At 38.7% G+C, this 18,682-nt stretch carries 32 protein-coding genes; all 32 read right to left on the reverse strand.

What is annotated here, in order from left to right:
* Positions 1–55: 55 nt before the first annotated feature.
* The 32 genes from rplQ to rpsG all read right to left on the reverse strand — a co-directional run bounded on the left by rplQ (position 56) and on the right by rpsG (position 18,666).
* Positions 56–418, reverse strand: coding sequence for a 50S ribosomal protein L17 (gene rplQ, locus COJ46_RS22365; RefSeq protein WP_056467487.1), 363 nt, complete (start codon positions 416–418; stop codon positions 56–58).
* Between the two features lie 84 nt (positions 419–502).
* Positions 503–1,447, reverse strand: coding sequence for a DNA-directed RNA polymerase subunit alpha (locus COJ46_RS22370; protein ID WP_056467484.1), 945 nt, complete (start codon positions 1,445–1,447; stop codon positions 503–505).
* A gap of 166 nt (positions 1,448–1,613) precedes the next feature.
* Entirely contained in the window at positions 1,614–2,003 is a 390-nt protein-coding gene (gene rpsK / locus COJ46_RS22375) for a 30S ribosomal protein S11 (protein WP_056467481.1), read from the reverse strand.
* 29 nt (positions 2,004–2,032) lie between these two features.
* Positions 2,033–2,398 (reverse strand): 30S ribosomal protein S13, encoded by a 366-nt coding sequence (rpsM, locus tag COJ46_RS22380; protein WP_056467478.1) that lies wholly within the window; start codon positions 2,396–2,398, stop codon positions 2,033–2,035.
* 21 nt (positions 2,399–2,419) lie between these two features.
* Positions 2,420–2,533, reverse strand: a complete 114-nt coding sequence (rpmJ, locus tag COJ46_RS22385) for a 50S ribosomal protein L36 (protein WP_000868344.1) — start codon at positions 2,531–2,533, stop codon at positions 2,420–2,422.
* A gap of 38 nt (positions 2,534–2,571) precedes the next feature.
* Positions 2,572–2,790, reverse strand: a complete 219-nt coding sequence (infA, locus tag COJ46_RS22390; RefSeq protein WP_056467475.1) for a translation initiation factor IF-1 — start codon at positions 2,788–2,790, stop codon at positions 2,572–2,574.
* Positions 2,791–3,017: 227 nt separating this feature from the next.
* Positions 3,018–3,668, reverse strand: coding sequence for an adenylate kinase (locus COJ46_RS22395; protein WP_097978197.1), 651 nt, complete (start codon positions 3,666–3,668; stop codon positions 3,018–3,020).
* A 49-nt stretch (positions 3,669–3,717) separates the two neighbouring features.
* A complete protein-coding gene (gene secY, locus COJ46_RS22400; protein ID WP_098428737.1) occupies positions 3,718–5,022 on the reverse strand; it encodes a preprotein translocase subunit SecY in 1,305 nt (434 codons plus the stop codon).
* Position 5,023: 1 nt separating this feature from the next.
* Complete coding sequence (gene rplO / locus COJ46_RS22405) at positions 5,024–5,464, reverse strand: 50S ribosomal protein L15 (RefSeq protein ID WP_056467467.1); 441 nt, start codon at positions 5,462–5,464, stop codon at positions 5,024–5,026.
* A gap of 30 nt (positions 5,465–5,494) precedes the next feature.
* Complete coding sequence (rpmD, locus tag COJ46_RS22410) at positions 5,495–5,677, reverse strand: 50S ribosomal protein L30 (protein WP_056467464.1); 183 nt, start codon at positions 5,675–5,677, stop codon at positions 5,495–5,497.
* A gap of 15 nt (positions 5,678–5,692) precedes the next feature.
* Positions 5,693–6,193 carry a 30S ribosomal protein S5 gene (rpsE, locus tag COJ46_RS22415; RefSeq protein ID WP_056467462.1) on the reverse strand — a complete coding sequence of 167 codons (501 nt, stop codon included), beginning with the start codon at positions 6,191–6,193 and terminating at the stop codon, positions 5,693–5,695.
* Positions 6,194–6,213: 20 nt separating this feature from the next.
* Positions 6,214–6,576 carry a 50S ribosomal protein L18 gene (gene rplR, locus COJ46_RS22420; RefSeq protein ID WP_069033615.1) on the reverse strand — a complete coding sequence of 121 codons (363 nt, stop codon included), beginning with the start codon at positions 6,574–6,576 and terminating at the stop codon, positions 6,214–6,216.
* Positions 6,577–6,609: 33 nt separating this feature from the next.
* Positions 6,610–7,146: a 50S ribosomal protein L6 gene (rplF, locus tag COJ46_RS22425; protein WP_056467456.1), complete on the reverse strand. Its 537-nt coding sequence runs from the start codon at positions 7,144–7,146 to the stop codon at positions 6,610–6,612.
* Between the two features lie 30 nt (positions 7,147–7,176).
* Positions 7,177–7,575, reverse strand: coding sequence for a 30S ribosomal protein S8 (gene rpsH / locus COJ46_RS22430; protein ID WP_056467453.1), 399 nt, complete (start codon positions 7,573–7,575; stop codon positions 7,177–7,179).
* Positions 7,576–7,608: 33 nt separating this feature from the next.
* On the reverse strand, positions 7,609–7,794 hold the full coding sequence (locus COJ46_RS22435) for a type Z 30S ribosomal protein S14 (protein WP_056467450.1): 186 nt from the start codon (positions 7,792–7,794) through the stop codon (positions 7,609–7,611).
* Between the two features lie 34 nt (positions 7,795–7,828).
* Entirely contained in the window at positions 7,829–8,368 is a 540-nt protein-coding gene (gene rplE / locus COJ46_RS22440; RefSeq protein ID WP_069033613.1) for a 50S ribosomal protein L5, read from the reverse strand.
* A 28-nt stretch (positions 8,369–8,396) separates the two neighbouring features.
* Positions 8,397–8,708, reverse strand: a complete 312-nt coding sequence (gene rplX, locus COJ46_RS22445; RefSeq protein WP_056467443.1) for a 50S ribosomal protein L24 — start codon at positions 8,706–8,708, stop codon at positions 8,397–8,399.
* A 56-nt stretch (positions 8,709–8,764) separates the two neighbouring features.
* Complete coding sequence (rplN, locus tag COJ46_RS22450; protein WP_056467440.1) at positions 8,765–9,133, reverse strand: 50S ribosomal protein L14; 369 nt, start codon at positions 9,131–9,133, stop codon at positions 8,765–8,767.
* Positions 9,134–9,179: 46 nt separating this feature from the next.
* Entirely contained in the window at positions 9,180–9,443 is a 264-nt protein-coding gene (gene rpsQ, locus COJ46_RS22455) for a 30S ribosomal protein S17 (protein ID WP_056467437.1), read from the reverse strand.
* Between the two features lie 21 nt (positions 9,444–9,464).
* Positions 9,465–9,665, reverse strand: coding sequence for a 50S ribosomal protein L29 (rpmC, locus tag COJ46_RS22460; RefSeq protein WP_097978199.1), 201 nt, complete (start codon positions 9,663–9,665; stop codon positions 9,465–9,467).
* Positions 9,655–10,089, reverse strand: a complete 435-nt coding sequence (gene rplP, locus COJ46_RS22465; protein WP_056467431.1) for a 50S ribosomal protein L16 — start codon at positions 10,087–10,089, stop codon at positions 9,655–9,657. The genes rpmC and rplP overlap by 11 nt, the downstream gene beginning before the upstream one ends.
* Before the next feature lie 2 nt (positions 10,090–10,091).
* Entirely contained in the window at positions 10,092–10,751 is a 660-nt protein-coding gene (gene rpsC, locus COJ46_RS22470; protein WP_056467428.1) for a 30S ribosomal protein S3, read from the reverse strand.
* Between the two features lie 3 nt (positions 10,752–10,754).
* Positions 10,755–11,096 (reverse strand): 50S ribosomal protein L22, encoded by a 342-nt coding sequence (rplV, locus tag COJ46_RS22475; protein ID WP_056467425.1) that lies wholly within the window; start codon positions 11,094–11,096, stop codon positions 10,755–10,757.
* A gap of 17 nt (positions 11,097–11,113) precedes the next feature.
* Positions 11,114–11,392 carry a 30S ribosomal protein S19 gene (rpsS, locus tag COJ46_RS22480; RefSeq protein ID WP_069033610.1) on the reverse strand — a complete coding sequence of 93 codons (279 nt, stop codon included), beginning with the start codon at positions 11,390–11,392 and terminating at the stop codon, positions 11,114–11,116.
* Between the two features lie 57 nt (positions 11,393–11,449).
* The gene (rplB, locus tag COJ46_RS22485; protein ID WP_056467419.1) at positions 11,450–12,280 is read right to left on the reverse strand and encodes a 50S ribosomal protein L2; all 831 of its coding nucleotides are present in this window, start codon (positions 12,278–12,280) and stop codon (positions 11,450–11,452) included.
* A 31-nt stretch (positions 12,281–12,311) separates the two neighbouring features.
* The gene (gene rplW, locus COJ46_RS22490; RefSeq protein ID WP_056467416.1) at positions 12,312–12,602 is read right to left on the reverse strand and encodes a 50S ribosomal protein L23; all 291 of its coding nucleotides are present in this window, start codon (positions 12,600–12,602) and stop codon (positions 12,312–12,314) included.
* Positions 12,602–13,225 (reverse strand): 50S ribosomal protein L4, encoded by a 624-nt coding sequence (gene rplD / locus COJ46_RS22495; RefSeq protein ID WP_097978200.1) that lies wholly within the window; start codon positions 13,223–13,225, stop codon positions 12,602–12,604. The genes rplW and rplD overlap by 1 nt, the downstream gene beginning before the upstream one ends.
* Before the next feature lie 27 nt (positions 13,226–13,252).
* Positions 13,253–13,882, reverse strand: coding sequence for a 50S ribosomal protein L3 (gene rplC, locus COJ46_RS22500; RefSeq protein ID WP_098566355.1), 630 nt, complete (start codon positions 13,880–13,882; stop codon positions 13,253–13,255).
* A 33-nt stretch (positions 13,883–13,915) separates the two neighbouring features.
* The gene (gene rpsJ, locus COJ46_RS22505) at positions 13,916–14,224 is read right to left on the reverse strand and encodes a 30S ribosomal protein S10 (RefSeq protein ID WP_056467407.1); all 309 of its coding nucleotides are present in this window, start codon (positions 14,222–14,224) and stop codon (positions 13,916–13,918) included.
* Between the two features lie 337 nt (positions 14,225–14,561).
* Positions 14,562–15,749, reverse strand: coding sequence for an elongation factor Tu (tuf, locus tag COJ46_RS22510; RefSeq protein ID WP_097978201.1), 1,188 nt, complete (start codon positions 15,747–15,749; stop codon positions 14,562–14,564).
* A gap of 132 nt (positions 15,750–15,881) precedes the next feature.
* Positions 15,882–17,960: an elongation factor G gene (fusA, locus tag COJ46_RS22515; RefSeq protein WP_069033608.1), complete on the reverse strand. Its 2,079-nt coding sequence runs from the start codon at positions 17,958–17,960 to the stop codon at positions 15,882–15,884.
* Between the two features lie 235 nt (positions 17,961–18,195).
* Positions 18,196–18,666: a 30S ribosomal protein S7 gene (gene rpsG, locus COJ46_RS22520; protein WP_056467395.1), complete on the reverse strand. Its 471-nt coding sequence runs from the start codon at positions 18,664–18,666 to the stop codon at positions 18,196–18,198.
* Between the last annotated feature and the right edge of the window lie 16 nt (positions 18,667–18,682).

Genomic DNA, 18,682 nt, shown 5'->3' on the forward strand with positions numbered 1-18,682 from the left:
AAAAAAGGGCAACGACATGTTTACAAGAAACGTCGAGCCCTTTTGTATTCGAATATTAAACTAATTCGATAACAACCATTGGTGCAGCGTCTCCACGACGAGGACCAATTTTTGCGATACGAGTGTATCCACCTTGGCGCTCAGTGTAACGAGGAGCGATGTCAGCAAATAATTTTTGTAAAGCGTCTTGACCGTTTTCAGCGTTAGCAACTTCATTACGGATGTATGCAGCAGCTAGACGACGAGCGTGTAAGTCTCCACGTTTACCTAATGTAATCATTTTTTCAACAACTGAACGTAACTCCTTCGCACGAGTTTCAGTTGTTTGAATACGTTCGTTGATAATTAAATCAGTAGCTAAGTCACGTAACATAGCTTTACGTTGTGAGCTAGTACGTCCTAATTTTCTGTATCCCATTTCTAGTTCCCTCCTTTGTAAGTAGTATCAAAATTGGGTCATATAGACATGAAGAGAACGCCTCTCCCTTTATCGAAGCTACAATCAGTCTTCTTTACGTAGGCCAAGACCTAACTCTTCTAACTTATGTTTTACTTCTTCTAAAGACTTACGACCTAAGTTACGTACTTTCATCATGTCTTCTTCTGTCTTATTCGCAAGCTCTTGTACAGTATTAATACCAGCTCGCTTTAAGCAGTTATATGAACGAACAGAAAGATCAAGTTCTTCAATCGTCATTTCAAGGACTTTATCTTTTTGATCTTCTTCTTTTTCGACCATGATTTCTGCATTTTTAGCTTCGTCAGTTAAACCTACAAAAATGTTTAAGTGTTCAGTAAGAATTTTTGAACCAAGTGCGATAGCATCCTTAGGTCCAATACTTCCGTCAGTCCAAACATCAAGTGTTAACTTATCGAAATTTGAAACCTGTCCCACACGTGTATTTTCAACTTGGTATGTGACACGAGACACTGGAGTGTAAATCGAGTCGATAGGAATAACACCTATTGCTTGATCCTCTCTTTTGTTACCATCTGCAGGGATGTATCCACGTCCACGTCTAGCAGTTAGACGCATACGTAAATGAGCATCTTTAGCAAGAGTTGCAATATGAAGATCTGGATTTAGAACTTCAACATCGCTATCATGCGTAATATCGGCCGCAGTAATTGGCCCTTCACCGCGTACATCAATTTCTAATGTTTTTTCTTCATCTGAATAAATTTTCAGAGCAAGTTTTTTAACATTAAGAATAATTGTTGTAACGTCTTCTACAACACCTTCAACTGTAGAGAACTCATGTAACACACCATCAATTTGAATAGCAGTTACAGCGGCACCAGGAAGTGAGGATAAAAGGATACGACGTAAGGAGTTACCCAGCGTTGTACCATATCCACGCTCAAGTGGTTCAATAACGAATTTACCATATTTGGAATCGTCACTGATCTCAACCGTTTCGATTTTCGGCTTTTCGATTTCAATCATTTTTTAAACCCTCCTTCAAAACGTCGAAACCCTCGGTTAGACCATGCTAACCGAAAGTCCCTATTAGGCAGTTCCTAATTGTGCACAACAAGAGATGTCTGTTAATATTTGCCAAACATATATCATAATCCATTATAGACAATTTTTGAAAATTTATACAGACAAATTATACACGACGACGTTTTGGTGGACGGCATCCGTTATGTGGAACTGGAGTAACGTCTCTGATAGCAGTTACTTCAAGACCAGCAGCTTGAAGAGCACGGATAGCAGCCTCACGACCAGCACCCGGACCTTTAACAGTTACGTCAAGAGTTTTTAAACCGTGTTCCATAGAAGCTTTAGCAGCAGTTTCAGCAGCCATTTGTGCAGCGAATGGAGTAGATTTACGAGATCCTTTGAAACCTAATGAACCAGCGCTTGACCAAGAAATTGCGTTACCATGAACATCAGTGATTGTTACGATTGTGTTATTGAAAGTTGAACGAATATGAGCTGTACCAGCTTCAATATTCTTTTTCACACGACGTTTACGTACATTTGTTTTACGTGCCATGTTGAATACCCTCCTTTACTTAAAAAATATTATTTCTTCTTGTTCGCTACTGTGCGGCGTGGGCCTTTACGAGTACGAGCATTGTTTTTAGTGTTTTGACCACGAACAGGTAAGCTACGACGGTGGCGAATACCACGATATGAACCGATTTCGATTAGACGTTTAATGTTTAAAGAAACTTCACGACGAAGATCCCCTTCAACTTTCAACTTGTCGATTAATTCACGAATTTTACCTAATTCTTCTTCTGTTAAATCACGTACACGAGTGTCTTCTGAAATACCAGCTTCAGCTAAGATTTTTTCAGAAGTTGCACGACCGATTCCGTATACATAAGTTAAAGAAACAACCACGCGTTTGTCGCGAGGAATATCTACACCAGCAATACGAGCCATTCTAGTGCACCTCCTTCTTTATTAACCTTGTTTTTGTTTATGTTTTGGATTTTCACAAATTACCATTACTTTACCACGTCTGCGGATAACTTTACATTTTTCACAGATTGGTTTTACTGATGGTCTCACTTTCATGATTTCAACCTCCTTGTAGATTACGGAGTGCATATTTATTATTTAAAACGGTACGTAATACGGCCACGAGTTAAATCATATGGAGATAGTTCTACAGTAACCTTGTCACCTGGAAGAATACGAATGAAGTTCATACGAATTTTACCAGAAACGTGTGCAAGAACGACATGACCATTTTCCAATTCAACCTTGAACATCGCATTCGGAAGTGTTTCCGTAACGGTACCTTCAATTTCAATTACATCATCTTTCGCCATTAGGGCATTCTCCTTTCTTCAAATCAGTAGCTTGCTTGTAGGCAAACATACGCTTAGGAACATTAAGCCAAAGTGCTCTGATATGTTGGAGATTTTTTGGCCTACTAAAGACCTATATTATATCGATCGTTCCAAGCAAAGCTATGTTTAAGCTTTTATAACAGTATCAGTTTTGACGAAACAACAATACGTCATACACAAGGAACGACGATCTTATCGTTCAATTATTAAACTAACTCTTTTAAAAGATTATCAATGTCGATGAAAACTTTATTAATCTCTTGTTGACCTTCAATTGTTTTTACATAACCAAGATTATTGTAGAAATCAAGTAAAGGCTGAGTTTGTTTGATATTTACTTCAAGGCGATTTGCAACTGTTTCTTCATTATCATCCGCACGTTGATAAAGTTCTCCGCCACATTTAGGGCAAACACCCTCTTCAACAGGTGGATTGAAAATTAAATGATAAGTTGCTCCACACTCTTTGCAAATACGACGACCTGTTAAACGTTCAATTAAAAGTTGTTGGTCTACATGAATGTTTAACACGAAGTCAATTTTACGATTCATTACTTTCAAAGTCTCTTCTAGTGCTTCAGCCTGCGCAACTGTTCTAGGAAAACCATCCAATAAGAAACCGTTTTGGCAATCATCTTTTGCTAATCGTTCACGTACAATACCAATTGTTACCTCATCAGGAACAAGATGACCTTGATCCATAAACGATTTTGCTTGAAGACCTAGTTCAGTGCCGTCTTTAATCGCTGCACGGAACATATCGCCAGTAGATATATGAGGAATGCCGTATTTTTCGACAATTTTCTCAGCTTGTGTGCCTTTGCCTGCACCAGGAAGCCCCATAAGAATTAAATTCATGGTTAATCCTCCTCAAAATTAGGTGAGCAATAGGGAATTATGCATTTCCCTATGCTCGTTCTTTAATAAAGCCTTTGTAGTTTCTCTTAACAAGCTGACTTTCTAATTGTTTCATTGTTTCAAGTGCAACACCGACTACGATTAGTAAACTTGTTCCTCCAATTTGAGCTGAAGGTGGTAAGTTCGCAATTTTACCAAATACAATTGGTAATAAAGCGATGACAGCTAAGAAAATTGCTCCTACGAAAGTTAAACGATATAAGACTTTAATGATATATTCTTGAGTGCTCTTACCTGGGCGAATACCCGGGATGTAGCCACCTTGCTTCTGAAGATTTTCAGCCATTTGCTCTGGGTTTGCCTGAACAAAAGTATAAAAATATGTGAAAGCAACGATCAAGATTAAATAAAATGCCATTCCCCATGGATTGTTATACGTAAAGTGCGTTTTAATCCATTCAGTCACATTGTTACTTGGTAAGAACGATGCAATAGTTGATGGAGTAATTAAAAATGAAACAGCGAAGATTACCGGAATAACCCCAGCGCCATTTACTTTTAATGGCAAGTGAGTAGATTGTCCTCCGACATAGCTATTATTACCATTGTTACGTTTAGCATATTGAATTGGAATTTTACGATTAGCTTGTTGAATATAAATTACAGCTACGATTACTAATAGTAAAACTAGAACTACTAGGCCAACTTTCACGATGTTTAAGAATAGCGCGTCACCAGCACCTTTAAATTGTTGCTGATAGACTTGACTCATTGTATTAGGTATAGCAGCAACTATACCGCCAAAGATGATAACTGATATACCGTTCCCTACACCTTTAGCAGTAATCTGCTCACCTAACCACAATAAGAAAGATGTTCCAGCTGTTAGTACAATTGCTATATAAAGATAGGTTGACCAACCTGGATTTTCAATTAACATTCCGCCAGTAATATTGTTCATACTGATTGATAATCCAATTGCTTCTACAAATCCAAGAATAATTGTGATGTATCTAGTCAGTTGAGTCAATTTACGTCGACCAATCTCACCTTGCTTCGACCATTCAGTTAACTTCGGAACAACGTCCATTTGAAGTAACTGAATAATGATTGAAGCAGTAATGTACGGCATTATACCCATTGCAAAAATCGAGAACTGTTTAAGAGCTCCTCCACCGAATGTGTTTAAAACACCAAATATGCTTGAGCTATCTTGTGATGCTAATACATCGGCGTTGACGTTTGGAACAGGTATAAACGTTCCAATACGAAATACAATTAACATTAATAACGTAAAGAATATTTTTTTTCTAATATCTGCAATGCGCATAAAGTTGGAGATTGTCCGGAACATTTTAGATCACCTCAGCATTTCCACCAGCTGCTTCGATTGCCTCTACCGCAGAAGATGAGAACTTGTGAGCTTTAACAGTAAGTTTAACTTCTAACTTACCTTTACCTAAAATCTTAATACCAGCTAATTCTTTACGAACAATACCAGTTTCGATCAGTAACTCAGGAGTTACTTCAGTTCCGTTTTCGAAGCGATTTAACGTTTCAACATTAACGATTGCGTAATCTTTACGGTTGATGTTAGTGAAACCACGTTTTGGTAAACGACGGAATAAAGGAGTTTGACCACCTTCAAATCCAAGACGAACACCGCCACCTGAACGAGCGTTTTGTCCTTTATGACCTTTACCTGCAGTTTTACCAGTACCTGAACCAATACCACGACCGATACGTTTAGATACTTTACGAGAACCTTCTGTAGGTTTTAATTCATGAAGTTTCATTAGGGCACCTCCTTACTTATTCATGTTCAATTAAATTTCTTTTACAGATACAAGGTGAGAAACTTTGTTAATCATCCCACGCATTGCAGCGTTATCTTGTTTAACAACAGTTTGGTTTGTTTTAGTAATACCTAAAGCACGAACTGTTGCGATTTGATCTTGTTTACGACCAATTACACTGCGAGTAAGGGTAATTTCTAACTGTTTAGCCATCGTTATCCCTCCTTATTAACCTAGTAATTCTTCTACAGATTTACCACGTAGTTTTGCAACTTCATCCGCACGTTTTAAGTTACTTAAACCTTCGATAGTAGCACGTACAATGTTTACTGGTGTGTTAGAACCAAGAGATTTAGATAAAATATCATGTACCCCAGCAAGTTCTAATACCGCACGAACAGGACCTCCAGCGATAACTCCAGTACCTTCAGAAGCAGGTTTTAAGAATACTTCACCAGCTCCAAAACGACCAGTAATTACGTGAGGAATTGTAGTTCCAACGATTGGTACGTTAATTAGGTTTTTCTTAGCATCTTCAACAGCTTTACGAATAGCATCAGGTACTTCTTGAGCTTTACCAGTACCAAAACCTACATGACCGTTTTTGTCACCAACAACTACTAATGCTGCAAAGCGGAAACGACGACCACCTTTTACAACTTTAGCAACACGGTTGATCGTAACTAAGCGTTCTTCAAGCTCTAATTTATTAGGATCAATGCGACGCATGTATGTCCCTCCTTCTTTTATTAAAATTGTAAACCAGCTTCACGAGCAGCTTCAGCTAAAGCTTTTACGCGACCATGATATAAGTAACCACCGCGGTCGAATACAACTACAGAAACACCTTTTTCAGTAGCGCGTTTTGCAACTAAACTACCAACTAATGTTGCTGCTTCGATATTGCCAGTACCATTTAAAGTTAATTCTTTATCTAAAGTTGATGCACTTGCTAATGTTACACCATTAACATCATCAATGATTTGAGCATAGATATGGTTGTTTGAACGGTAAACGTTTAAACGTGGACGTTCTTGAGTACCAGATAATTTAGTACGAACACGAGCATGTCTTTTTTTACGTACTGCATTTTTATCAGCCTTAAAGATCATCTTGGTCACTCCTTTCTCTTATCTAGTTATAGATTACTTCGCAGTTTTACCTTCTTTACGACGAACCATTTCGCCTTCGTAACGGATACCTTTACCTTTGTAAGGCTCTGGTGGACGTACTTGACGGATGTAAGCAGCAAGAGCGCCTACACGTTCTTTGTCGATACCTTTAATACTGATTTTAGTATTAGAAGGTACTTCGATTTCAACACCATTTTCAGGAGTGATCTCAACTGGGTGAGAATAACCAACAGCTAGAACAAGTTTGTCACCTGTTTTAGTTGCACGGTAACCTACCCCAACTAACTCAAGGTTACGAGTATAACCATTAGTTACACCTTCAACCATGTTACCTAAGATAGCACGAGTTGTACCATGAAGAGCACGGTGCTCTTTGTTATCAGTTGGACGTGCAACTGTTAATACGTTCTCGTTAACTTCGATTGTCATATCAGGGCTAAAAGTACGAGTTAACTCACCTTTAGGTCCTTTTACTGTAATAGTATTGTTGTTATTAGTAAGAGTAACTCCAGCAGGAATTACAAGTTCTTTTTTACCAACACGAGACATTCACTACACCTCCATTCTCTCTGTGTTATATTACCAAACGTATGCTAAGATTTCGCCACCAGTTTTTGCTTGACGAGCTTCTTTATCTGTCATTACACCTTTAGATGTTGATACAATAGCAACACCTAAACCGTTAAGTACGCGAGGTACTTCGTCAGCTTTCGCGTATACACGTAAGCCAGGCTTAGAAATTCTTTTTAATCCAGTGATAACACGTTCGTTGTTCACACCATATTTTAAGAAAATACGGATGATTCCTTGTTTATCATCTTCAATGTACTCAACGTCACGGATGAAACCTTCACGTTTTAGAATTTCAGCAACCTCTTTCTTTAGGTTAGAACCTGGGAATTCTAATTTCTCGTGACGTACCATGTTCGCATTACGAATGCGAGTAAGCATATCTGCAATAGGATCTGTCATGACCATGTTCAGATAACCTCCTTCCTAATATCTATAGAATTACCAACTAGCTTTTTTAACGCCAGGGATTTGTCCTTTATAAGCAAGTTCACGGAAACAAATACGGCAAAGTTTAAATTTACGTAATACTGAGTGTGGACGTCCGCAACGTTCGCAACGTGTATACTCTTGTACTTTAAATTTCTGAGCACGTTTTTGTTTCGCAATCATTGATTTTTTAGCCACGTTTTCGCCTCCTCTTCTTTAGCGCTGGCTTTCATTATTTTTGAAAAGGCATTCCGAATAATGTTAGCATTTCACGAGCTTCTTCATCAGTATTTGCAGTAGTTACAATAACGATGTCCATACCACGTACTTTGTTTACTTTATCATAATCGATCTCTGGGAAGATTAATTGCTCTTTAACACCTAAAGTGTAGTTTCCACGGCCATCGAATGCTTTTTTAGAGATTCCACGGAAGTCACGTACACGAGGTAATGTTACAGAAACTAATTTCTCAAAGAATTCGTACATACGCTCACCGCGTAATGTAACTTTAGCACCGATAGGCATTCCTTCACGAAGACGGAATTGTGCGATTGATTTTTTAGCTCTAGTTACAACAGGTTTTTGACCTGCGATTAAAGTTAATTCCTCAACAGCAGTATCTAATGCTTTTGAATTTGAAACAGCCTCACCAACACCCATGTTGATGACGATCTTTTCAATTTTTGGCACTTGCATAACTGATTTATAGTTAAACTTGCTCACTAGAGCAGGAGTGATTTCATTTTGATATTTCTCGACTAGGCGGTTCATTCAGTTGACCTCCTTTCATAAATTTCTATTATTTATCAAGTAATTCGCCTGATTTTTTTGCAATACGTACTTTTTTACCATCCACTAATTGGTAACCTACGCGTGTAGGTACTCCTGTTTTTGGATCTAATGCCATAACATTAGAAACATGGATTGGTGCTTCTTTCTCGATGATGCCACCTTGTGGGTTAGCTTGAGTAGGTTTTGAGTGTTTTTTAATGATGTTAACACCTTCAACTAGTACGCGGTTATTCTTTGGAAAAGCAGCAAGGATAACACCTTGTTTTCCTTTGTCTTTACCAGAGATAACTTGAACTTTATCACCTTTTTTTACATGCATCTTCTTCGTGCACCTCCTTAATAAGGCTTTCTGAAGTATTTATTAAAGTACATTAATTAAAGTACTTCTGGAGCTAATGATACGATTTTCATGAAGTTGCTATCACGTAATTCACGTGCAACTGGTCCGAAAATACGAGTACCACGTGGGCTCTTATCATCTTTAATGATAACAGCTGCGTTTTCATCAAATTTGATGTAAGTACCGTCTGGACGACGAACACCGCGTTTCGTACGAACGATAACAGCTTTAACTACATCACCTTTTTTAACAACGCCACCTGGTGTTGCTTGTTTTACTGTACATACGATGATATCACCGATGTTAGCAGTTTTACGGCCTGAACCACCTAATACTTTAATAGTAAGTAATTCACGTGCACCTGAATTGTCAGCAACTTTTAAACGAGTTTCTTGTTGGATCATGTCAAATTGACCTCCTTTCGGATTAAGAATGATATCCGATCATCTATTAGATAATAACAGCTTCTTCTACGATTTCAACTAAACGGAAACGTTTTGTAGCTGATAATGGACGAGTCTCCATGATTTTTACGATATCGCCAACTTTTGCAGTGTTTAGCTCATCGTGCGCTTTATATTTCTTAGAATATTTAACGCGTTTTCCGTATAGTTTATGTGTTTTATAAGTTTCAACTACAACAGTAATTGTCTTATCCATTTTATCAGAAACTACACGTCCTGTGTAAACTTTACGTTGGTTACGTTCGCTCACTGGGCAAACCTCCCCTCATTATTAATTATTAGAGTTAACTTCTCTTTCACGAACTACAGTTTTCATACGAGCAATTGCTTTACGAACCTCGCGGATACGAGCAGTGTTCTCTAATTGTCCTGTAGCTAATTGGAAACGAAGATTGAATAACTCTTCTTTAAGAGATTTCACTTTTAATTCAATTTCAGCAGTGGTAAGATCGCGAATCTCATTAGTTTTCATTAGAATCACCACCATTGTCTTCACGTTTTACAAACTTACATTTAACTGGTAATTTGTGAGCTGCTAAGCGTAGTGCTTCACGAGCTACTTCTTCAGATACACCAGCGATTTCGAACATAATTTTTCCTGGTTTAACGACTGCTACCCAACCTTCTGGAGCACCTTTACCGCTACCCATACGAACCTCAAGAGGTTTAGCTGTGTAAGGCTTAGAAGGGAAGATTTTAATCCATACTTTACCGCCACGTTTCATGTAACGAGTCATAGCACGACGCGCTGCTTCAATTTGACGGTTAGTAATCCAAGAAGCTTCAGTAGATTGTAAACCGAATTCACCGAATGCAATTTCAGTACCACCTTTGGCACGTCCACGCATTTTTCCACGATGCTCTCTTCTATATTTAACACGTTTAGGCATTAACATAATTAATTTCCTCCTTCCTCAGAAGCTTTCTTTTTTGTAGGAAGAACTTCACCTTTGTAGATCCATACTTTTACGCCTAGTTTACCGTATGTTGTATCTGCTTCTGCAGTTGCATAATCGATATCCGCACGCAATGTATGAAGTGGCACTGTACCTTCACTATATGATTCTGAACGAGCAATATCTGCTCCGCCAAGACGACCAGAAACTTGTGTTTTAATACCTAATGCACCAGCACGCATAGCACGTTGAAGTACTTGCTTTTGAGCACGACGGAAAGAAACACGGTTTTCTAATTGACGAGCGATGTTTTCAGCTACTAATTTAGCATCAAGATCTGCTCTTTTAATTTCGATGATGTTGATATGAACACGTTTGCCAGTAAGGTTGTTTAAAGCTTTACGAAGAGCTTCAACTTCCGAACCACCTTTACCGATTACCATACCTGGTTTTGCAGTGTGAACAGTAATGTTTACACGGTTAGCAGCTCTTTCGATTTCTACTTTAGATACAGCAGAATCTTTTAAACGAGTGCTGATGTACTCACGAATTTTGATGTCTTCATGTAAAAGATCAGCGTAATCTTTTTCAGCGTACCATTTAGATTCCCAATCTTTAATAATACCAACACGAAGTCCGACTGGATTTACCTTTTGTCCCATCGATTATCCCTCCTTCTTCTCTGATACCACGATTGTAATGTGGCTTGTGCGTTTGTTGATTGCGCTAGCACGTCCTTGTGCACGAGGGCGGAAACGTTTTAAAGTAGCACCTTCATCAACGAATACTTTTTCGATGTATAAGTTATTAACATCCATATCATAGTTATGCTCTGCGTTAGCAATAGCAGATTTTAATAATTTTTCTACAACAGGAGAAGCAGTTTTTGGTGTGTGTCGAAGGATTGCGATCGCTTCGCCAACTTGTTTACCTCGGATTAAATCGACTACTAGACGAACTTTACGAGGAGCGATACGAACTGTTCTCAGTACAGCTTTAGCTTGCATTGGAGTGCCTCCTCTCATTATCTTCTAGTTTTCTTGTCATCCGCATCGTGACCTTTATAAGTACGAGTTGGAGCAAATTCACCAAGTTTGTGACCTACCATATCTTCCGATACATATACAGGTACATGTTTACGACCATCGTATACTGCAATAGTATGTCCGATAAATTGTGGGAAAATAGTCGAACGACGTGACCAAGTTTTAACAACTTGCTTAGAGTCAGTCTCGTTTAATTTCTCAACTTTAGCTAATAAGTGATCATCAATAAATGGACCTTTTTTTAGGCTGCGTCCCATTGTGGTACCTCCCTTCGTGATTGACCTACGGTTCTAGTGAACCGTAGCACAATCGCGTTATTTTTTACGACGACGAACGATAAACTTGTCTGACGCTTTGTTTTTCTTACGAGTTTTGTAACCAAGAGTTGGTTTACCCCATGGAGACATTGGTGATTTACGTCCGATTGGAGAGCGTCCTTCACCACCACCGTGTGGGTGATCAACTGGGTTCATTACAGATCCACGTACAGTTGGGCGTTTACCCATCCAACGAGAACGACCTGCTTTACCGATGTTAATAAGTTCGTGATGTTCGTTACCAACTTGACCTACTGTCGCGCGGCAAGTTGCTAAAATCATACGTACTTCACCAGAGTTTAAACGAACTAGTACATAACGGTCTTCTTTACCTAATACTTGAGCAGAAGTACCAGCTGAACGTACTAATTGTCCTCCACGACCTGGTTTTAACTCGATGTTGTGGATTGTAGTACCTACTGGAATGTTTACAAGTGGTAAAGCGTTACCTACTTTAATATCTGCTTCAGGACCTGAAACGATTTCCATTCCTACTACTAAGTTTTTAGGAGCTAGGATGTAACGTTTTTCTCCATCAGCGTAGTTAATTAACGCAATGTTTGCAGAACGGTTTGGATCGTACTCGATTGTAGCAACGCGTCCTGGTATACCATCTTTATCTCGTTTGAAATCGATGATACGGTATTGACGTTTGTGTCCACCACCTTGGTGACGAACAGTAATTTTACCTTGGTTATTACGGCCAGCTTTTTTGCTAAGTGGAGCTAATAATGATTTTTCTGGTTTGTCAGTAGTGATCTCAGCAAAATCATTAGTAGTCATACCACGGCGACCGTTAGTGGTTGGTTTATACTTTTTGATTCCCATCGTAATTTCCCTCCTTTTCTAGTAGTTAGTATTAAACGCCTTCGAATAATGTAATTTCTTGGCTATCAGCAGTTAATTTAACGATTGCTTTTCTACGACGGTTTGTGTAACCAGCATGTTTACCCATACGCTTAAACTTACCTTTGTAGTTCATTACGTTAACTTTTTCTACTTTAACACCGAAGATTGCTTCAACAGCATCTTTAACTTCAGTTTTATTAGCTCTTACATCTACTTCAAAAGTGTATTTTTTTTCAGCGATTGCTTCCATAGAAGCTTCAGTGATAACTGGGCGTTTGATAATATCACGAGGATCCTTCATTACGCAAGCACCTCCTCTACTTTTTCCACCGCAGCTTTAGTCATGATTAATGTATCATGATGTAAAACGTCGATTACGTTTACTTCATTTGCTGCAAGTACTGTGATTCCAGGGATATTGCGAGCAGATAAAGCTACGTTTTCATTTAGGTCAGCTGTTACGATTAAAACTTTCTTAGCAACTGATAAGCCAGATAATACAGTAACCATATCTTTTGTTTTTGGTGCGTTTAACGCTAAATCTTCAAGAACTAGCATGCTTTGTTCTAATACTTTAGTAGATAAAGCAGATTTAATCGCTAAGCGACGTACCTTTTTAGGTAATTTATAAGAATATGATCTTGGAGCTGGACCGAATACGATACCACCACCACGCCATTGTGGAGAACGGATTGAACCTTGACGAGCACGGCCAGTTCCTTTTTGTCTCCATGGTTTACGACCACCACCACGTACTTCAGAACGTGTTTTAACTTTGTGAGTACCTTGACGTAAAGATGCACGTTGCATCATTACAGCATCAAATAAAGCATGTTCGTTTGGAGCGATTCCGAATACAGCTTCAGCTAATTCGATTTCTCCTACTTGAGCACCTGTTTGATTAAACATAGTAACTTTAGGCATTTTATTTCCTCCTTTCTTCTAAATTAATTATTTAGATTTAACCGCAGTACGGATTGTTACGTAAGATTTTTTAGAACCCGGTACATTACCTTTTACTAAAAGTAAGTTACGTTCAACGTCAACTTTAACGATTTGTAGGTTTTGTACAGTTACTTTTTCTCCACCCATTTGACCAGGTAAAGCTTTGTTTTTGAATACACGGTTCGGAGCAACAGGACCCATTGAACCTGGACGACGGTGGTAACGAGAACCGTGAGACATTGGTCCGCGAGATTGTCCGTGGCGCTTAATGCTACCTTGGAAACCTTTACCTTTTGAAGTTCCAGTTACATCAACGATGTCACCATTTGCAAAAATATCTACTTTGACTTCTTGACCAACTTCATAAGCTGATACGTCAGCGTTGCGAAGTTCACGAACGAAGCGCTTAGGTGCAGTGTTTGCTTTAGCAGAGTGCCCTTTTTCTGGTTTGTTAGCTAATTTTTCACGTTTGTCAGCGAAACCGATTTGGATAGCTTCGTAGCCATCAGTTTCATTAGTTTTCTTTTGTAAAACCACGTTTGGAGTAGCTTCGATTACAGTTACTGGAATTAACTCGCCGTTTTCAGCAAATACTTGTGTCATACCGATCTTTTTCCCTAAGATTCCTTTAGTCATAAGTCACACCTCCTGAATTTATATATAATTTTATTAAAGTTTGATTTCAATATCAACGCCAGACGGTAAATCTAGTCTCATTAATGAATCAACTGTTTGTGGAGTTGGATTCACGATATCGATTAAACGTTTGTGAGTGCGCATTTCGAATTGCTCACGAGAATCTTTGTATTTATGAACCGCACGAAGGATCGTGTAAACTGATTTCTCAGTTGGTAACGGAATCGGACCAGATACAGAAGCACCAGAACGTTTCGCTGTTTCAACGATTTTCTCTGCAGATTGATCTAAAATACGGTGATCATAAGCTTTTAAACGAATACGAATTTTTTCTTTTGCCATAATTTTCCCTCCTTTTTCGCCTATTTAAATAATAGACATACTCCGTGGAAATTTCCTTACACTCGCCATGGCAAAGCGGCCGGGTGTATCAGCAACCTTCCACTTCTACGCAGTCAAAGACCAACATCATCTATTATACATAAAAAATAATGCTATTGCAAGCATTTGTTATAAGTTTAAATAAATAATGTTCTCGTCGTCTTCAGTACTTAGTTATTATATTATCTTCAATTATTAAAATCAAGCAAGAATCGGTTTTAATGCATATTTTAAATATTTCCAATTTACTTATAAAAAAAAGCTTAGAAGAAAAGATCTTCTAAGCTTTTAAGTTTAATTATTCAACGATTGTAGCAACTACGCCAGCGCCTACAGTACGTCCACCCTCACGGATAGAGAACTTAGTTCCTTCTTCAACAGCGATTGCGTTGATTAACTCAACAGTCATTTCGATGTTGTCGCCAGGCATAACCATTTCAACGCCTTCTGGTAATTGGATGATTCCAGTTACGTCAGTTGTACGGAAATAGAATTGTGGACGGTAGTTAGCGAAGAATGGAGTGTGACGTCCACCTTCTTCTTTAGATAAAACGTAAACTTCAGCTTTGAACTTAGTGTGTTGTTTAACTGAACCTGGTTTAGCTAAAACTTGACCACGTTGGATATCGTCACGAGCAACCCCACGAAGAAGTGCACCGATGTTATCTCCAGCTTCTGCTTGATCAAGAAGTTTACGGAACATTTCAACACCTGTTACAGTAGTTGATTTTGGCTCTTCAACAAGACCAACGATTTCTACTACGTCACCAACTTTAACGATACCACGCTCAACACGACCAGTAGCAACTGTTCCACGACCAGTGATTGAGAATACGTCCTCAACTGGCATTAAGAAAGGCTTGTCAGTTTCACGAGCTGGCGTTGGGATGTAAGTATCAACTTCAGCCATTAATTCATGAATTTTAGCTTCCCACTCAGCATCTCCTTCAAGAGCTTTAAGTGCAGAACCTTTGATTACTGGAATGTCATCGCCTGGGAAATCGTATTCTGATAATAGATCACGGATTTCCATTTCAACTAATTCAAGTAATTCTTCGTCGTCAACCATGTCACATTTGTTCATGAATACTACGATGTAAGGTACACCTACTTGACGAGATAAAAGAATGTGCTCACGAGTTTGAGGCATTGGACCATCAGCAGCAGATACTACTAAGATACCGCCGTCCATTTGAGCAGCACCAGTGATCATGTTTTTAACATAGTCAGCGTGACCTGGGCAGTCAACGTGTGCATAGTGACGAGTTTCTGTTTCGTACTCAACGTGTGCAGTAGAGATTGTGATTCCACGTTCTCTTTCTTCTGGAGCTCCGTCGATTTGATCGTAAGCGCGAGCTTCAGCTCCACCTACTTTAGCTAATACAGTTGTAATAGCAGCAGTTAATGTAGTTTTACCATGGTCAACGTGTCCGATTGTACCAATGTTAACGTGTGGTTTTACACGTTCGAATTTAGCTTTACCCATTGTAAAAATCCTCCTTATAGTGAAAAAAAATTATTTTTTAGTTTATATGATTATGCTATAAAGGGCAACTTGTACCCCTTATAGCTAACATCTAACATAAATAGTTATACATGATGAGAACTAAATAATCAATTACTCACCTTTATATTTTTTGATAATTTCTTCAGAAATTGATTTTGGTACATCTTCGTAATGGTCAAATACCATTGAGAACGTTCCACGACCTTGAGTGTTAGAACGTAATGAAGTTGCATAACCAAACATTTCTGAAAGTGGTACCATAGCACGAACAACTTGAGCGTTACCGCGTGCTTCCATACCTTCAACGCGTCCACGACGAGATGTGATATCACCCATGATATCTCCTAAGTATTCCTCAGGGATAACAACTTCTACTTTCATTAATGGTTCAAGTAGAACTGGGTTACATTTCTTAACAGCGTTTTTAAGAGCTAATGAAGCAGCTACTTTAAACGCCATCTCATTCGAGTCAACATCATGGTAAGATCCATCGAATAATTTCGCTTTAATGTCGATTAGTGGGAAACCAGCTAATACACCATTTTTAAGAGAATCTTCAAGACCTGCAGCTACAGCTGGGATGTATTCACGAGGAACAACACCACCAACGATTGCGTTTTCAAATTCGAAGCCTTTTCCTTCTTCGTTTGGTGAGAATTCAATCCAAACGTGTCCAAATTGTCCACGTCCACCTGATTGACGAACGAATTTACCTTCTACTTGTGCAGAAGAACGGAAAGTTTCACGGTATGCTACTTGAGGAGCACCAACGTTAGCTTCTACTTTAAATTCACGACGCATACGGTCAACGATGATATCAAGGTGAAGCTCACCCATACCAGCGATGATTACTTGACCAGTTTCTTGGTCAGTATGTGCACGGAAAGTTGGATCTTCTTCAGTTAATTTCACTAATGCTTGACCCATTTTATCTTGGTCAGCTTTAGATTTTGGCTCAATCGCAATTGAGATAACTGGATCAGGGAATTCCATAGACTCAAGAATTACTAAATTCTTTTCATCACATAAAGTATCACCAGTTGTAGTGTCTTTAAGACCTACAGCAGCAGCGATATCTCCAGCGTATACTTTCGAAATCTCTTGACGAGAGTTAGCATGCATTTGTAGGATACGACCTACACGCTCACGCTTACCTTTTGTAGAGTTTTGAACGTATGAACCAGATTCTAACGTACCTGAGTATACTCGGAAGAACGTTAATTTACCAACATAAGGATCAGTCATAATTTTGAATGCTAATGCAGCGAAAGGCTCTTCATCACTTGATGGAACGATTTTCTCTTCATCAGTATCAGGTAATGTTCCTTTGATAGCTGGTACATCTAATGGAGATGGTAGGTAATCAATTACTGCATCAAGCATTAATTGAACACCTTTGTTTTTGAAAGCAGAACCACATACTACTGGGTAGAATTGTACTGAACATGTAGCTGTACGAATAGCAGCTTTTAATTCAGGAATTGTGATTTCTTCACCTTCAAGGTATTTCATCATTAATTCTTCATCTAACTCAGCTACCGCTTCGATTAAACGACCACGGTATTCTTCAGCTAGTTCTTGATATTCTTCTGGAATTTCGATCGTTTCAATGTCAGTTCCTAAGTCATTATTGTACTTAATAGCTTTCATTTCAACTAGGTCAACAATACCCCAGAAGTTATCTTCAGCACCCATCGCTAATTGGATTGGGTGTGCGTTTGCTTGTAAACGGTCATGTAACGTACCTACAGAGTATAAGAAATCCGCGCCGATTTTATCCATTTTGTTAACGAATACTACACGTGGAACTCCGTAAGTAGTTGCTTGGCGCCAAACTGTTTCAGTTTGAGGCTCAACACCTGATTGAGCATCAAGTACTGCTACTGCGCCATCAAGTACACGTAGAGAACGTTCAACTTCTACAGTGAAGTCTACGTGACCTGGAGTATCAATGATATTTACACGGTGGTTATTCCACTGAGCTGTTGTAGCAGCAGATGTGATAGTGATACCACGCTCTTGCTCTTGCTCCATCCAGTCCATTTGTGAAGCTCCTTCATGAGTTTCACCAATTTTGTGAATACGACCTGTGTAATAAAGGATACGCTCTGTTGTTGTTGTTTTACCAGCATCAATGTGAGCCATGATCCCGATATTACGAGTGTTATTTAAGGAGAACTCTCTAGTCATCAGGGTTCTTTCTCCCTTCCAGTATTAGTTAGGATTTTTTAGTACAAGAAAAAGTTATTCCTATACATACTTCATGTTATTAAGTTAAGCAAGCACTACAAGCAAGGAACTATTATGTCATCCTAAATTATGTAATCCGACGTTCACCTATTTAATCTAGCAAGCTAAATTAGAAATAGGTGAACGACTTAACCAACATTCATTATGTGCAGAAATAACTAAATTGCTTTTAATCTTACCAACGGTAGTGAGCAAACGCTTTGTTCGCTTCTGCCATTTTGTGTGTATCTTCACGTTTCTTAACTGCAGAACCTGAGTTGTTAGCTGCATCAAGAATTTCATTAGCTAAACGCTCTTCCATCGTTTTTTCTCCACGAAGACGAGCATAGTTAACTAACCAGCGAAGACCTAAAGTTGTACGGCGCTCAGGGCGAACCTCAACTGGTACTTGGTAGTTTGAACCACCAACACGACGAGCTCTAACTTCTAGAACTGGCATGATATTTTTAAGAGCTGCTTCGAATACTTCCATTGGTTCTTTACCAGAACGTTCTTGGATTAATTCAAATGCTCCGTATAAGATAGCTTGAGACTTTCCTCTTTTTCCGTCAATCATCATTTTGTTGATTAAACGAGAAACTAATTTTGAATTATAAAGTGGATCTGGCAATACATCTCTTTTTGCAACAGGACCTTTACGTGGCATGTTATTTCCTCCTTTC

The organism is Bacillus sp. AFS077874, from assembly GCF_002566505.1.
GTDB lineage: Bacteria > Bacillota > Bacilli > Bacillales > Bacillaceae_G > Gottfriedia.

What these genes read in the sequence shown, in the direction of transcription:
- rpsK (WP_056467481.1), bottom strand. Translation starts at nt 2,003, where the DNA reads ATGGCACGTAAAACAAATGTACGTAAACGTCGTGTGAAAAAGAATATT.
- rplB (WP_056467419.1), bottom strand. Translation starts at nt 12,280, where the DNA reads ATGGGAATCAAAAAGTATAAACCAACCACTAACGGTCGCCGTGGTATG.
- rplV (WP_056467425.1), bottom strand. Translation starts at nt 11,096, where the DNA reads ATGCAAGCTAAAGCTGTACTGAGAACAGTTCGTATCGCTCCTCGTAAA.
- rplC (WP_098566355.1), bottom strand. Translation starts at nt 13,882, where the DNA reads ATGACTAAAGGAATCTTAGGGAAAAAGATCGGTATGACACAAGTATTT.
- rpmJ (WP_000868344.1), bottom strand. Translation starts at nt 2,533, where the DNA reads ATGAAAGTGAGACCATCAGTAAAACCAATCTGTGAAAAATGTAAAGTT.
- rplW (WP_056467416.1), bottom strand. Translation starts at nt 12,602, where the DNA reads ATGAAGGATCCTCGTGATATTATCAAACGCCCAGTTATCACTGAAGCT.
- secY (WP_098428737.1), bottom strand. Translation starts at nt 5,022, where the DNA reads ATGTTCCGGACAATCTCCAACTTTATGCGCATTGCAGATATTAGAAAA.
- rplP (WP_056467431.1), bottom strand. Translation starts at nt 10,089, where the DNA reads ATGTTAATGCCTAAACGTGTTAAATATAGAAGAGAGCATCGTGGAAAA.
- COJ46_RS22395 (WP_097978197.1), bottom strand. Translation starts at nt 3,668, where the DNA reads ATGAATTTAATTCTTATGGGGCTTCCTGGTGCAGGCAAAGGCACACAA.
- rpsM (WP_056467478.1), bottom strand. Translation starts at nt 2,398, where the DNA reads ATGGCTCGTATTGCTGGTGTAGATATTCCTCGCGACAAACGCGTGGTT.
- rplO (WP_056467467.1), bottom strand. Translation starts at nt 5,464, where the DNA reads ATGAAACTTCATGAATTAAAACCTACAGAAGGTTCTCGTAAAGTATCT.
- rpmC (WP_097978199.1), bottom strand. Translation starts at nt 9,665, where the DNA reads ATGAAAACTAATGAGATTCGCGATCTTACCACTGCTGAAATTGAATTA.
- fusA (WP_069033608.1), bottom strand. Translation starts at nt 17,960, where the DNA reads ATGACTAGAGAGTTCTCCTTAAATAACACTCGTAATATCGGGATCATG.
- rplR (WP_069033615.1), bottom strand. Translation starts at nt 6,576, where the DNA reads ATGATCTTTAAGGCTGATAAAAATGCAGTACGTAAAAAAAGACATGCT.
- rplD (WP_097978200.1), bottom strand. Translation starts at nt 13,225, where the DNA reads ATGCCTAAAGTTACTATGTTTAATCAAACAGGTGCTCAAGTAGGAGAA.
- rpsE (WP_056467462.1), bottom strand. Translation starts at nt 6,193, where the DNA reads ATGCGTCGCATTGATCCTAATAAATTAGAGCTTGAAGAACGCTTAGTT.
- rplN (WP_056467440.1), bottom strand. Translation starts at nt 9,133, where the DNA reads ATGATCCAACAAGAAACTCGTTTAAAAGTTGCTGACAATTCAGGTGCA.
- rpsS (WP_069033610.1), bottom strand. Translation starts at nt 11,392, where the DNA reads ATGGGACGCAGCCTAAAAAAAGGTCCATTTATTGATGATCACTTATTA.
- tuf (WP_097978201.1), bottom strand. Translation starts at nt 15,749, where the DNA reads ATGGGTAAAGCTAAATTCGAACGTGTAAAACCACACGTTAACATTGGT.
- rpmD (WP_056467464.1), bottom strand. Translation starts at nt 5,677, where the DNA reads ATGGCTAAACAGTTAGAAATTACCCTTACTCGCAGTGTAATTGGTCGT.
- rplE (WP_069033613.1), bottom strand. Translation starts at nt 8,368, where the DNA reads ATGAACCGCCTAGTCGAGAAATATCAAAATGAAATCACTCCTGCTCTA.
- infA (WP_056467475.1), bottom strand. Translation starts at nt 2,790, where the DNA reads ATGGCGAAAGATGATGTAATTGAAATTGAAGGTACCGTTACGGAAACA.
- rpsG (WP_056467395.1), bottom strand. Translation starts at nt 18,666, where the DNA reads ATGCCACGTAAAGGTCCTGTTGCAAAAAGAGATGTATTGCCAGATCCA.
- rpsC (WP_056467428.1), bottom strand. Translation starts at nt 10,751, where the DNA reads ATGGGACAAAAGGTAAATCCAGTCGGACTTCGTGTTGGTATTATTAAA.
- rplX (WP_056467443.1), bottom strand. Translation starts at nt 8,708, where the DNA reads ATGCATGTAAAAAAAGGTGATAAAGTTCAAGTTATCTCTGGTAAAGAC.
- rplF (WP_056467456.1), bottom strand. Translation starts at nt 7,146, where the DNA reads ATGTCTCGTGTTGGTAAAAAAGAACTTGTAATTCCTGCTGGAGTTACT.
- rplQ (WP_056467487.1), bottom strand. Translation starts at nt 418, where the DNA reads ATGGGATACAGAAAATTAGGACGTACTAGCTCACAACGTAAAGCTATG.
- COJ46_RS22370 (WP_056467484.1), bottom strand. Translation starts at nt 1,447, where the DNA reads ATGATTGAAATCGAAAAGCCGAAAATCGAAACGGTTGAGATCAGTGAC.
- rpsJ (WP_056467407.1), bottom strand. Translation starts at nt 14,224, where the DNA reads ATGGCAAAAGAAAAAATTCGTATTCGTTTAAAAGCTTATGATCACCGT.
- rpsH (WP_056467453.1), bottom strand. Translation starts at nt 7,575, where the DNA reads ATGGTCATGACAGATCCTATTGCAGATATGCTTACTCGCATTCGTAAT.